This window comes from Glaciecola nitratireducens FR1064, from assembly GCF_000226565.1.
Classification (GTDB): domain Bacteria; phylum Pseudomonadota; class Gammaproteobacteria; order Enterobacterales; family Alteromonadaceae; genus Glaciecola; species Glaciecola nitratireducens.
Map to the genome: position 1 here is coordinate 3,388,530 of NC_016041.1, position 13,796 is coordinate 3,402,325.

Genomic DNA, 13,796 nt, shown 5'->3' on the forward strand with positions numbered 1-13,796 from the left:
CACAACCTTACAGAGAAAAGTTAATTAAGCTTTAAGGTTTAATGAACTCTGGTTTAATGTTACGCCAGCGCCCATTGTTGTGCTTAAACTAACTTTTTGTAGATAAGTACCCTTGGCAGAAGAAGGCTTCGCTTTCTTCAATGCTTCTAGCAAAGACTCAAGATTTTCTTGAATTTGGTTTGCTTCAAAAGCAATTTTACCAATACTAGCGTGGATGATACCGTTCTTATCGTTGCGATATCTAACCTGACCCGCTTTTGCATTTTTAACTGCAGTAGCAACGTCTGGTGTAACCGTACCCGTTTTAGGGTTCGGCATAAGACCACGTGGACCAAGGATTTGACCTAGTGTACCAACCACACGCATTGCGTCTGGGCTAGCAACTACTACGTCGAAATTCATTTCGCCTTTTTTCACTAGTTCAGCAAGGTCTTCCATACCAACGATGTCAGCACCTGCCGCTTTAGCAGCTTCAGCGTTTGCGCCTTGAGTAAATACAGCAACGCGAACATCTTTACCCGTTCCGTTTGGTAGCACAGTTGCGCCACGAACGTTTTGGTCAGATTTACGTGCATCAATACCTAGGTTAACGGCAACGTCAATGCTCTCAGCGAACTTAACAGTTGCTAGTTCTTTGAGTAGCGCTACCGCTTCAGTAATTTCGTATTCTTTACTTGCGTCAACTTTCTCAGCGATGTTGCGCATTCTTTTAGATAATTTAGCCATTCGATTAACCCTCTACTACCAAGCCCATGCTACGAGCAGAACCCGCGATGGTGTTTACGGCAGCGTCTAAACTAGCCGCTGTTAAATCAGGTTCTTTTGTCTTTGCGATCTCTTCTAACTGAGCGCGAGTAACTTTACCCACTTTCTCAGTGTTAGGACGACCAGAACCACTCTTGACACCGGCCGCTTTCAACAATAGGAAAGCTGCTGGAGGAGTTTTTGTTACGAATGTAAAAGAGCGATCTTCATACACAGTAATTTCTACTGGTACTGGAGAGCCTTTTTCAAGAGATTCTGTTTTTGCGTTAAACGCCTTACAGAATTCCATGATGTTTACACCATGTTGACCTAATGCAGGACCAACTGGTGGACTTGGATTAGCAGCACCTGCCTTCACCTGTAGCTTAATTAAGCCTGAAACTTTCTTCGCCATTATATTTACTCTCTATTAGTGGGTATAACGCCTTGAAGATACAGAGGATATCTTCTCAAACGGCTTCCCGATGCATAAAAAAGGGCGCAAAGTATAGGCTTTTGGCTAAGTAAACACAAGCCCTAATTCAAGTTAATTGTAAATTAGCCGAAATACCCGCAGGCAAGAGTGTATCTAGGATTACTTTGGCTTTAAAATTATTTTAATGCGACTTTTAGTACAATAAATCTTGCGCTAAATTCTGCGCTTATTTTTGAACGAGCAATTGCCCATTTAGTGCATTGTATTCCGAATAGGTTCAACTATAAACGCAAAAATAAAAAAGGCCGCCAAAAAAGGCAGCCTTGTTTTTATGATTGAGCAACTTATTAGCCTTTAGGCATAATCACAGAATCGATTACATGGATCACGCCGTTTGACGTTTTGATATCTGTTTTGATAACGTTAGCGTTATCAATTTTAACGCCGCCGTTTGCAACGGTTACCGTGACGCTTGAACCTTCTAAGGTCTTCGCAGAATCTACTTTGACCACGTCAGCAGCCATTACTTTTCCAGCGACAACATGGTAAGTCAATATTTGCACTAGCTTGTCTTTATTTTCTGGTAATAGTAGTGATTCAACTGTTCCCGCTGGCAGCTTTGCAAACGCTTCGTTAGTTGGAGCGAATACAGTTAACGGACCTTCACCTTTTAGTGCATCTACTAAACCAGCAGCTTTCACCGCTGCAACAAGTGTAGAGAAGTCGCTGTTGCTTGCTGCGGTATCTACGATGTCCATCTTACTTCCGTGATGGTTAGCCAACACGCTTGCAGAGAACACAACAGTCAAAACAACTGCCGAAACCAATTTAGTTGCTTTAATAAACATGCTTTTCATAATTCATCCTTAATGTAACGTTGTAGTTAATTCGAGCACGACAATTCGTACTTCTGCATATACTTACAATTCAAGGATACAAATGGATGCTTAATTACATTTATTTAATAATGCAGCAGTGATCAACAGACAAAAAAAATCCAGCTAATCAGCTGGATTTCGTAATTAATACTGTTTAAAAAAGACTTAGCCTTTTTCGACCTGGCCAAATTCCAGCTCGACTGGCGTTGAGCGACCGAATATCAATACTGATACTTTCAAGCGGCTCTTCTCGTAGTCTACTTCTTCTACCACACCATTGAAGTCTGCAAATGGACCGTCGGTAACACGAACAACTTCACCTGGTTCGAACAATGTTTTTGGTCTTGGCTTATCAACGCCTTCTTGTAGGCGATTTAATATAGCGTCGGCTTCTTTCTGAGTAATTGGCATTGGGCGATCTGAAGTTCCACCGATAAAACCAAGAACACGAGGAATACTTTTCACTAAGTGCCAAGAGTCTTCATTCATTTCCATTTCGACTAATACATAGCCTGGAAAAAATTTACGCTCAGACTTACGCTTTTGACCAGCGCGCATTTCAACGACTTCTTCAGTAGGAACAAGAATTTCACCGAAGTAGTCTTCCATGCCGTGCATTTTGATGTACTCAAGCAATGTCTTTTGAACACGACCTTCGTATTGCGAGAATGCTTGTACTACGTACCATTTCTTGTCAGACATGTTTACACTCCGATGTTAGTAATTAAGCCGATTACCCAGACCAATATCATGTCAATAAAATATAACATCACACCAACAACCGCGGTAGCCAGAAGAATAATAAGCGTCATTCGGTTTGCTTCACTGCGGCTCGGCCATATAACCTTGCGTACTTCAGTGCGCGCATCTTTGGCAAAAACGAAGAAATCACTGCCTTTTTGCGTTGTCGCAGCAATACCTAAAGAAACGACGACGATCCCAACAGCAGCAAGCGCTCTGTATAACACCGAAATTTCTTCATATGCACTGTATGCGTAAACCAAACCACCTAAAAGGGCGATCACTATAATCCATTTGACCATGTCTAACGGGTTAGACGCGTTTTCTGCCTTATCACTCATCAGTGTTACCCTAAACTAGCCACGCCTAAAATAAGCGAGCTATTAATTAAATCGTTACGCCGGACCTACACCACTATAAAAAGTGGCAGGGGTGGAGGGACTCGAACCCCCAGCCATCGGTTTTGGAGACCGCTGTTCTACCAATTGGAACTACACCCCTAAATCCGTACGATACATTTTTTCAGTTACATTTCCCTTGTGATGTTGTGTTCTTGGAAGGAAGTCATCAGCGTCATAAGGGAGGGAGCCGTATTATACTCATGCAAGCAAGTTATACAAGTACCTTCAAGTGCTAAGTTACACAATCCGGCAAATAACTGCGGCTATCCTCGTCAACTTATGATGAATGTGTGGTTAGCGCTCAAAATATCAACTAGCAAATGACGATATTTTAAGCGTATATAGAATTATTTTCAGTCAACGCCAATGAAACCACCGGTCTGATGGGCCCATAATTTGGCATAGATACCGTTATGCTCTAACAACTCTTTGTGGCTTCCTGACTCAACAACTTTGCCAGCATCTAATACTAAGAGTCGGTCCATTTGTGCAATAGTGGACAGTCTGTGGGCAATTGCCAATACTGTCTTTTGCTCCATAATTGTGTCTAAACATTGCTGGATAGCTGCTTCTACTTCTGAATCTAGTGCAGAGGTGGCTTCATCTAAAATCAAAATTGGTGCGTCTTTTAGCATGACTCTAGCAATCGCAATTCGCTGTCTTTGACCGCCTGATAACTTCACCCCTCGCTCCCCGACATGCGCATCATATCCTGTTCGGCCTTTTGCATCGCTCAATGACAGAATGAACTCATGTGCCTCGGCTTGCTTTGCCGCTTTAATCATATCTTCGTCGGTAGCGTCTTCACGTCCATAGATAATATTATCGCGCACGCTACGATGCATTAATGAAGTATCCTGCGTCACCATGCTAATATGCCGGCGCAGACTTTCTTGTTTCACCGCAGTAATGTCTTGCCCATCAATTGCAATTTTTCCAGAGTCAATATCGTAGAAACGCAGCAGCAAGTTAACTAACGTTGACTTACCCGCACCTGAACGACCCACCAAGCCAACTTTTTCGCCAGGTTTAATACTTATATTAAGATGATCAAATACATTTATTTGCTTATTATTTTTGGCTACATAAGCAAAATTGACGTCTTTAAATTCGATACCACCGCCCTTCATTTCCAAAGCAGGTGCCTGATTTTTATCTTCGATTGTCGCTGGCATTGCCAAGGTATTGATCCCGTCTTGAACGGTACCAATATTTTCAAATAACGCTGAAATTTCCCACATAATCCACTGTGACATGCCGTTCAAACGCAGGCTCAAACTCACCGCAATCGCAATATCTCCTGGCGAAACAACGCCATTTACCCACAAATATATGGCCAATGCCGATACTGAAAAAACCAACAGCGAATTACTTGTCCAAACGCACGCTTGCAGTACGGTAACCAGACGCATTTGTGGGTAAACCGTTTGTAAAAATCCATCCATCCCTTCGCGAGCATAGTCCTCTTCTCGCTTGTTATGAGAAAACAGCTTTACCGTCATTATGTTGGTATAGCTATCAACAATTCTGCCGGTCATGATTGAGCGAGCGTCCGCTTGTTTCGTCGAAAGATGTTTCAATCTAGGAAGAATAGCCCGAAGAATAATCACATACACAACTAGCCAAACGAGTAAAGGCACGGCTAGGCGCCAATCCGTAGAAAAAACTAATACAATAATACTGATGAAATACACGCAGATGTATACTGCAAGATTCATGATTTTCATGACGGTTTCGCGCACAGACAGTGCGGTTTGCATAACCTTTGTTGCTACCCGCCCAGCAAATTCGTCCTGATAAAATGACAGGCTTTGACCTAACAGATAGCGATGCGCCTGCCAGCGAATACGCATCGGGAAATTACCCAGTAAAGATTGATGAGTCAGTGCCGATTGAAGAATAACGAGGGCGGGCAGAAAGACCATAACGACCAGTCCCATCCAAATTAAGCTGTTCATTTCTTCTTGCAAAAAAGTCGCCTTTTCGCGAGTTGCAAACCAGTCAACAAGCTGCCCCATATAGCCAAATAAAGACACCTCTAAAATGGCTACCACTGCGCTAATAACAGAGACAGCAATAAGTACCGTCCACATTCCGGAAGAATAATAGCGGCAAAATGCAATGAAGTTTTTGGGTGGCTGCGTAGGCGCACTTTCTGGGAACGCCTTTGTTAGATTTTCAAAAAATGAAAACATGCTTTCTCTTTATTTAAGTAAATGCTGAATAAGTCGTTGAATAGCAATAAATGCTGACTAATTATTGTTGACCTTGCTGGTCATAGCGAGCCATTTCACCCTCGCTGAATTGTCGCGCGCTATTGTATCAATATCTTGTTGTTATGACACCAAAGGAAACAGATTGCTGCCCAAATACAGCAATCTTTGTCATCTACACAACTGCCTTGGGTCAGCATTGCCTAAAAACTAAAGAAACTTTTCGAAGAGCTTCACTACCCAATAGATGACAATACCGAACTGAACTAAAAACAAAACAAATCGAGCTTGAATCGCTAAGTTCGAAGTTGATACTAAATGCACGATTGATTGGCCCAATCTTGCTGCAAATAATATGTAGGCAAGTCCGTTGGTTATTGCGGTAGAGTCAGTTGCAATGGCTAATAAAAGGACGCCACCAATAAAACTAAAACATTCAACGCAATTTGCTTGTGCACGCGTTATTCGAGCGCCCAAATCCGGTACGTCTGAACCGTCAGACTTAAACTTCAGCCCTTCAAATTTGCCGCTTTGCGTTAAATAAGTGCGGTACGACGCTAGTGCTAGTAGCAACACTAAAATCCAACTTATATAGCCTAATAAACCAATAATTGATGCGTTCACTGTTATTCCTTTTTCATTAAATTTATTAATTTTGACTTACTATATGTATGTACAAAAAAAGTAGCCCAATGCGAAAGTAGCGTTTTCTTGCATAATTCACAATATTAATAACAGAGGCTATTAACAAAACCGCTGAGGTCGAGGCTAATCCTTCATTACATATGATATTCGCGGACCAGTTTAATGTTACAAGTTATTTCAATTTCACGTTTGTTGTTGATTCTTTTTACTTTGGCTATAAGGTTATCAATGTTAAAAAAACCGAAATATAGGAAAGAATAGATGATGCATATTAAAAAGGCCTTACTAGCCGTCAGTATAGCAATTGCCGTTGGCGCTTGTACTCCTGCTCAACAAACAACAGAAACAGCGCCAGCAGTAGCTGCTGAGCAAAAAGTAGCCTTGAAATCCGGTATTCTTACCCAAAACATGGACTTGAGCGTTCAGCCGGGTGACAACTTCTTCAACTATGTGAATGGCACTTGGTTAAAAACAATTGAGATTCCAGCAGACAAAGCTTCTTACGGTAGCTTTGCAATTCTAGCTGACGAAGCCCAAGATGATGTCAAAGCGATTATCGATACCGCGTCACAAGGTGACTACCCTGCAGGTTCTGATGAACAAAAAGTGGGCGATATGTACAGCTCATATATGGACATAGACAACCGCAATGAAGTAGGTGTTAAACCACTCAAAGCAGAGTTTGATAAAATTGCGAGCATCTCCAACTATGACCAGCTCGTTGAGTACTTTGCGTATTCAATTAAATATGGCTACGGCACACCTGTTAGTTTCTTCCAATATGCGGATTTTAAATCACCCAATGAATATGCACTTTATGCATGGCAAGCAGGTATCGGTTTACCTGACCGAGAGTATTATTTTAAAGATGATGAAGACGGTAAGAAAATTCTAGCCGCTTATCAGGCTCATATTGAAAAAATGTTTACGCTTGCTGGTTTAGACAACGGTGCTAAAACTGCAGAAATGTTGTTAGCCCTTGAAACTAAAATAGCTAACGAACACATGAAGAAAGAGCAAGCAAGAAACTGGGCAGAAAACTACAGTAAGTTGAGCATGGATGAATTAAAAGCGCTCATGCCTAACTTCAACTGGGATACGTTTGTAAAAGCGACTGGCTTCGATATGCCTGAAAGCATGATCATCATGCAGAACGACTTTCTAGCAGGCATCGACAAAGTGATTGCCGAAACGTCATTAGACGACTGGAAGTCATTCTTACAATGGGGCGTAATTAACTCTTCCGCTGGCTCATTGGACATGGCAATGGACAAAGCCAATTTTGACTTTTACAGCACGGTTCTTTACGGCGTAGAAGAGCAGCGTCCAATGTGGCGTCGTGCAACCGGTTTGCTGAACGGCACATTAGGTGAAGTTATTGGTAAAGTTTATGTTAAGCAGCACTTCCCGCCTGAAGCCAAACAACGCATGCAGGTAATGGTCGACAACCTTATTTCAGCTTACGAAGTCAGCATTAAAGAACTCGATTGGATGACAGAAGAAACACGCATTCAAGCTCTAGATAAATTGTCTAAATTCACCGTCAAGATTGGTTACCCAGACAAATGGAAAGACTATTCTGCTCTGCAAGTATCTGACAAAGATCTTTTTGGCAACATGCGTAATGCCTCAGAAGTAGCTTATGCTGAAGAGTTAGCGAAACAAGGCAAGCCTGTCGATAAAACTGAATGGGGTATGACACCACAAACGGTCAACGCCTATTACAATCCCTCTGCAAATGAAATTGTATTCCCTGCTGCAATATTACAGCCTCCGTTTTTTGATTTAGAAGCAGAAGACGCAGTGAATTACGGTGGTATCGGTGCGGTTATTGGTCATGAAATTGGCCACGGTTTTGATGACTCAGGCAGCACATTTGACGGTGACGGCGTATTGCGTAATTGGTGGACTGATGCTGATCGTGAAGAGTTTAAGAGTAGAACTGGCAAACTTGTCACGCAATACAATGCATTTGAGCCGCTGGAAGGTGTTTTCGTTAATGGTGAATTTACATTAGGCGAGAACATCGGTGATCTTGGCGGCATTAGTATTGCGCTTAAAGCCTACCAAATGTCCTTGAATGGTGAACCATCACCTGTCTTAGATGGCTTTACGGGTGAGCAGCGAGTGTTCCTTGGTTTCGGTCAAGTGTGGGCTGGAAAGTACCGCGATGAGGCATTGAAAAGCCAAATCAATACTGACCCGCACTCACCTGCTCAATACAGAGCTAATGGTTCGGTTCGCAACGTGCCAGAGTTCTATAGCGCATTTGACGTAAAACCAACTGATGCATTGTATCTTCCTGAAGAAGATCGCGTAAAAATTTGGTAGCTTTTTGTTGCTAGTGTCAGCTGTCTGATAGCAAATAGACTGCAGTCCTAGTGCAAAGGAGATAACAAGGGGATCTATTTTTAGGTCCCTTTTTTTTTCATAATTTTTTTGAGAGCTTTTTTTATAAAGGGCATTTTGTTTAGTGATACTTCATTAAGAACTTTATCGCTTACTTAGTCTTTTCTCTGCTTGCTCACGTAAACAACATACGAAATTAATCAGAACGCAATAAAATAAAGCTCTAGAGGAACATTGGCTTTTCGCCATCCTATTAGATTTACTGAGGACGATTTTGACCGAAGCATCAGAAAAAAAAGAAGATAAAAATAGCTTAGTAGAAGGCCCTGTTTTACCTATTATTTCAAGACTAGCGATGCCCATGATTTTTGGCATCGTTGCTGTGTTTTCAATATCTCTCGTTGATACCTATTTTGTCGGTAAATTAGGCACAGCACAATTAGCGGCTCTTTCCTTTACTTTCCCAGTCACTATGGCAATTGCGAGTTTATCAAGTGGACTTGGTGCCGGCGCTTCTTCGGTAGTTTCAAGAGCAATAGGCGCGGATAACAGGTCGCACGCCAAACGTTTATCGACAGACAGTTTGCTGCTCGCCAGCTTACTCGTCGTTCTCATTTCAGCTATTGGATACTTTACGATTACACCACTATTTAAGCTACTTGGCGCTTCTGGTGACGTCTTAAAATACATTATTCAGTATATGGAAATTTGGTATATTTCAATGCCATTTCTCGTCATTCCTATTGTGGCTAACGCAATTATTAGATCCGTTGGCAATGCACTTTGGCCAAGCATTATCATGTTTTTTGCTGCAGCAGTGAATATTGCTCTCACTCCCGTCTTGATATTTGGCTTCGGTCCAATACCAGCAATGAATATTGAAGGTGCCGCAATCAGCACGATGATAGCGCGCATAGTTACCTTCATCCTCGCACTGTATGTTGCTATTTATCGCGAAGAAATTATCCAAGTATCTAAACCCGAATACCAAGTGTTTATCGATTCTTGTAAGTCTGTGCTGAAAATCGCTCTACCAGCTGGCGCAGGAAGCGTTATTAATCCAATTGGGATCGGAATTGTTACTGCCATTATCGCAGGATATGGCGACGATACAGTAGCCGCGTTTGGTGTCGCTACAAGGATAGAGTCATTTGCGTGCATTCCTATGTTAGCCCTGTCTGCTTCGATAGGTCCAATCGCAGGCCAAAACTGGGGAGCAGGAAACAAGCATCGAGTAATACAGACACTTAAATACTGCTATCTTATTTGTGTGCTTTGGTCGTTAGTAATTATTGCTTTGTTTTATGGTTTTGCAGATCAGTTTTCCTCACTTTTAGCTTCAAGTGAAAGTGTCGCAGCCAAATCCACGGATTATTTATATATCGTTGCGGTAAGTTTGGTTGGTTACGGTTGGATAATAGTATCTTCTGCAGCGTTTAACTCTTTAGGCAAGTCGGTCACCGGATTTAATTATTACGCGGTACGAACATTTGCTTTGTATGTGCCTTTGAGTTTAGCTGCTTCTATCTGGTTCGATGAAAAGTGGGTTTATATTGCTATCGCCATAGCAAATTTAGTATCCGGTTTCTTGGTAGCCGGTTACACACTACTTTGGCTTAAAAAAGCTAAACAAGAAGACTGTCACCCTGATTGGACGCTCAATTTGTTAAGCTCATAAATTATTAAAATCGTTTTTATAAACTTCAAGACTAGCGGCAATTTATAAAAAAACATCAGATAAATAGTGGGTTAAGCTCGTCAAGGCAATCATGAGTAACAAATAATGCACCGTAAAAAGCATAAAGCTTACTGGGTTGAGCAGAATCGAGTGCGCTGGTTTTTGTTTTTGTTCTTGTTCTTGCTCATTTGCATAACTCTTTATTAGTTGCCTCACATAAATGGGTAAACCGCTAATCTCTTGAGGCTCTGGTAGGCACTGCAAATTGTGTAAATTATTCTTTTTTTTGCTTAATATTTGGCGCGCCACTTCGTGATTAGCGTTGCTTAAATCTTTAAGAAAGATTTTCCTGACGCTGTTGGGCCAAATTATCGTAAAAATTTTACCAATCATGCTGCGCAAATTGTCGTAGCGCTTGCAGCGAATCAATTCATACATCAGAATTAATTGTAAGGCCTCTGCTCCAAGTTGTGACTTCGTTTTGCTGGACATAATAATCCGAGGGCTAATTAAGCCTGCATTCATTAGCAAAGGATATTCTGAATTTATAGTGTGAAGATAGTCGTTATGAACACTTTGTTCGTTACATAGTAATTCGATTAAACACTGTATTTGATTTTCTAAGCGCCGCTGCTGCCTGAAAAAAACAAATAGAGAAAACCCCACCAGTGTTGAAACAAGCGCTGCTAGCGCGAAAATATAATTAGACGACTGAAAGTAATCTGGAACATGAGGTCCACAAACGCTCACATGGCAATGTTCATAAAGGCTAGGGAAAGCAAAGAAGCTCGGTAAAATAAATGCAAAGACACTGACAAGACCAATAATAGGCGCCCCAAGTGCTAACGATAAGAGGAGCAAAGCCCTTCTCTTAGCCGCAGCTTTTAATATTGTTTCTCGCATCCAACGGTAAATGAAAGCGTATAGTCTTGATACCAAAACATAAAAAACAAGCGTCAATAAAATCAACATTAAGGTCACTGATAATGTAGCAAATACGTGTGCCATTAAATCCCCAACTTATTAGTATCTGCGTGTTCATTAACTAGAGCTAACACTCGACTACCCAGTTCACTATTCCAATTGTTTAGGTAGGTCATAATGCCTGATAGCATCACTAACTCATCACCCTGTCCCATTTCGTCACGAATTTCAGATAGTAGACTGCTGATAACCTCTTCCTTAGAGTAGCGCGAAGCATAAATATAAGCTTTGCCCATTTTACTTCGAGTTAGCAAGCCTTTGCGCCACAAGCGCTCAATAGTGCTTTGGATCGTATTAATCGATATAAGTTTAATACTGCTGCTTTGTTCACCTTCCAAAAGATCCCGAATATTTTGAGCCGTTAAACTAAGATCCTCTTGTCGCCAAAACAAATCCAATGTTTGTATTTCACGCCGACCTAACATTGGCGGTTTAAGTTTTTCTTTTTTTGACGTTCGCATAGTAAGGAGTCCATTTTCTAATTTGTAGAAAGTTTAAACCGAGGCCTTATCGGTTGTTTTGTCATGTTATTTAATAAACGCCTCAGACCCGCTACTAGATGCAAATTTATTAAAAAAGGTGACCAAATGTACTTCTATAAAAAAACTAAAACACGAACAGCAGCTTTCAAATTCGTTGTTGCAGCGCTTTTTTTATCTCTCGCTTTTTATGCGAATGCCTCTAGCGATACTAAGCCAAGCCCGGAACTGATCGCAGATGCCAACACAGAATCAACAATTGAAAAAATTGTCATTGAGGGCCGTTCAGTCAACCTTTTAGGAGAGGCAATATCCGCTTCAGAAGGGGTAGTCGGACAATTTGAAATAGCCAGTCGGCCAATGCTACGCACGGGCGAAATATTAGAATTAGTACCTGGCATGGTGGTCACGCAACATAGTGGAACGGGGAAAGCTAACCAGTATTTTTTACGAGGCTTTAATCTTGACCACGGTACTGATTTTGCTTCGTCAATTGACGGTATGCCAATAAATATGCGAAGCCATGGGCATGGACAAGGCTATACCGATTTAAATTTTATCATTCCTGAAACAGTGCAAACACTTAACTACAAAAAAGGAGCTTACTACGCTGATGTTGGAGATTTCAGCGGTGCCGGCAGTGCGGAATTTAATACTGTGTCAGGACAGCAAAACGGCCAGATATCCGCCACACTCGGTGAGCATAATTACCAACGGTACTTGCTTATGAATGGCGTTAACATGCACCAAGGTTCGCTTAATTATGCAGTAGAAATAAACCAAAATGATGGTCCTTGGACTGATATTGAAGAAGACTTAAACAAAATAAATGTATTTGCCAAATACGATCAAAAATTATTTGAAGGACAATTAAATGTGAGTCTAATGGCCTACGACAACAAGTGGAACAGCGCAGATCAAATACCCGAGCGAGCTGTTCTGCAAGGCATTATAGATGAACTTGGCTCCTTAGATACAACGCTGGGAGGGCAAAGCAGTCGTTATAGTATTAATACACAATGGCAAACCGACAATATTTCCATGGCTTTTTATGCAATCGACTATGATCTTCAACTATGGTCAAATTTTACGTATTTTCTTGATAGACCAACCCGTGGCGATCAATTCGAGCAAGTAGACGATCGAAAAATCTTTGGTGGTCACCTTCAATACACGCAACACGGTAACTGGGGTGAGTACGAGGTATCAAATACCGTCGGTGTGCAGTTGAGATATGACAAGATTAATGAAGTGGGTTTGTATTCAACACAAGCAAGACAGCGTTTTGGAGTGGTACGCAGCGACCAAGTTGACGAAGGAAGCAGTGGTCTCTTTTGGGAAAACGAAATGACTTGGAACAAGTCATTTCGCACGAGTTTGGGCGCACGATTTGATTATTATAATTTCGACGTGGATAGCTTAGTTGCAGCTAATATTAACGGCGTTGATTTAAATGGGAATAAAGGAACGGAAAACGACAGTAAGCTATCACTAAAAGGCAGCGCTATATATACGTTTAACGATCGTCTTGAAGGATATGCTTCAATTGGTCAAGGTTTTCATTCCAATGATGCTCGCGGCACAATAGATCAAGTTGACCCCGCGTCGGGCAACAGCATACAACCAGTCGAACCCTTAGTAGGTTCTTTAGGCTACGAAATTGGTATACGCACCACTATCGAGGATAAACTAAACGCCTCGATATCCTTATGGGCATTGACCTTAGACAGTGAGTTAGTATTCGTAGGAGATGCTGGAAATACTGAAGCCAGTTTTGAATCAACGCGCAAAGGTCTTGAACTTAGCGCTTATTATCGCTTAACCAAAGCCTTAACTTTAGATCTTGAATATGCATATACAGACGCTGAGTTTTCAGAGTTACCTGCTGCGGAGAACGCAATACCGGGAGCAATAAAACAGGTAGTTCAGAGCGGTGTAACATGGCAGCAGGAAAGCTGGTTTGCCAGTCTTCGCTATCGCTATTTTGGAAAGCGCCCACTGGTCGAAGATCGCAGCGTTTATTCCGACAGCACACAAATTGTAAATCTTAACTTGGGTTATCGCTTTGACTCTAAGTTGACGCTGAAGCTAGATATATTGAATGCATTTGACAGCGACGACCACGATATTGATTATTTCTATGCCAGTCGCCTAGCAAATGAATCTGCTAGCGACGGCATTGAAGATATTCACTATCACGTGTTGGAGCCACGTACATTTAGATTATCGCTAGCATACTCGTTTTAAT

At 41.6% G+C, this 13,796-nt stretch carries 12 protein-coding genes and 1 tRNA gene; 3 read left to right on the top strand and 10 right to left on the bottom strand.

The annotated features are described in order from the left end of the window. Positions 1-24: 24 nt before the first annotated feature. The 8 genes from rplA to GNIT_RS14495 form a co-directional block, all read right to left on the bottom strand. Positions 25-726 (bottom strand): 50S ribosomal protein L1, encoded by a 702-nt coding sequence (gene rplA, locus GNIT_RS14460; RefSeq protein WP_014110014.1) that lies wholly within the window; start codon positions 724-726, stop codon positions 25-27. Positions 727-730: 4 nt separating this feature from the next. Continuing rightward, a complete protein-coding gene (gene rplK, locus GNIT_RS14465) occupies positions 731-1,159 on the bottom strand; it encodes a 50S ribosomal protein L11 (protein WP_014110015.1) in 429 nt (142 codons plus the stop codon). Positions 1,160-1,527: 368 nt separating this feature from the next. Beyond that, the gene (locus GNIT_RS14470) at positions 1,528-2,028 is read right to left on the bottom strand and encodes a fasciclin domain-containing protein (protein ID WP_041246900.1); all 501 of its coding nucleotides are present in this window, start codon (positions 2,026-2,028) and stop codon (positions 1,528-1,530) included. Between the two features lie 195 nt (positions 2,029-2,223). After that, entirely contained in the window at positions 2,224-2,760 is a 537-nt protein-coding gene (nusG, locus tag GNIT_RS14475; RefSeq protein ID WP_014110017.1) for a transcription termination/antitermination protein NusG, read from the bottom strand. 2 nt (positions 2,761-2,762) lie between these two features. Further along, positions 2,763-3,140, bottom strand: a complete 378-nt coding sequence (gene secE, locus GNIT_RS14480; protein ID WP_014110018.1) for a preprotein translocase subunit SecE — start codon at positions 3,138-3,140, stop codon at positions 2,763-2,765. 83 nt (positions 3,141-3,223) lie between these two features. Then, a tRNA-Trp gene (locus GNIT_RS14485) sits at positions 3,224-3,300 on the bottom strand. Between the two features lie 253 nt (positions 3,301-3,553). Continuing rightward, complete coding sequence (locus GNIT_RS14490; protein ID WP_014110019.1) at positions 3,554-5,395, bottom strand: ABC transporter ATP-binding protein; 1,842 nt, start codon at positions 5,393-5,395, stop codon at positions 3,554-3,556. 228 nt (positions 5,396-5,623) lie between these two features. Beyond that, positions 5,624-6,037 (bottom strand): MAPEG family protein, encoded by a 414-nt coding sequence (locus tag GNIT_RS14495; protein ID WP_014110020.1) that lies wholly within the window; start codon positions 6,035-6,037, stop codon positions 5,624-5,626. A gap of 291 nt (positions 6,038-6,328) precedes the next feature. Here GNIT_RS14495 and GNIT_RS14500 point away from each other — a divergent pair, with 291 nt between their 5' ends. Both GNIT_RS14500 and GNIT_RS14505 read left to right on the top strand, forming a co-directional pair. Further along, a complete protein-coding gene (locus tag GNIT_RS14500; RefSeq protein ID WP_041246901.1) occupies positions 6,329-8,389 on the top strand; it encodes a M13 family metallopeptidase in 2,061 nt (686 codons plus the stop codon). Between the two features lie 292 nt (positions 8,390-8,681). Further along, the gene (locus GNIT_RS14505; protein ID WP_014110023.1) at positions 8,682-10,085 is read left to right on the top strand and encodes an MATE family efflux transporter; all 1,404 of its coding nucleotides are present in this window, start codon (positions 8,682-8,684) and stop codon (positions 10,083-10,085) included. A gap of 42 nt (positions 10,086-10,127) precedes the next feature. Here the strand turns inward: GNIT_RS14505 and GNIT_RS14510 are convergent, their stop codons facing one another. Continuing rightward, positions 10,128-11,093, bottom strand: coding sequence for a hypothetical protein (locus GNIT_RS14510; protein WP_014110024.1), 966 nt, complete (start codon positions 11,091-11,093; stop codon positions 10,128-10,130). After that, the gene (locus GNIT_RS14515; RefSeq protein WP_014110025.1) at positions 11,093-11,530 is read right to left on the bottom strand and encodes a BlaI/MecI/CopY family transcriptional regulator; all 438 of its coding nucleotides are present in this window, start codon (positions 11,528-11,530) and stop codon (positions 11,093-11,095) included. The genes GNIT_RS14510 and GNIT_RS14515 overlap by 1 nt, the downstream gene beginning before the upstream one ends. A 126-nt stretch (positions 11,531-11,656) precedes the next feature. On the opposite strand from GNIT_RS14515, the gene GNIT_RS14520 reads away from it, so the two are divergent. Continuing rightward, a complete protein-coding gene (locus GNIT_RS14520; RefSeq protein ID WP_014110026.1) occupies positions 11,657-13,795 on the top strand; it encodes a TonB-dependent receptor in 2,139 nt (712 codons plus the stop codon). Position 13,796: the final 1 nt, after the last annotated feature.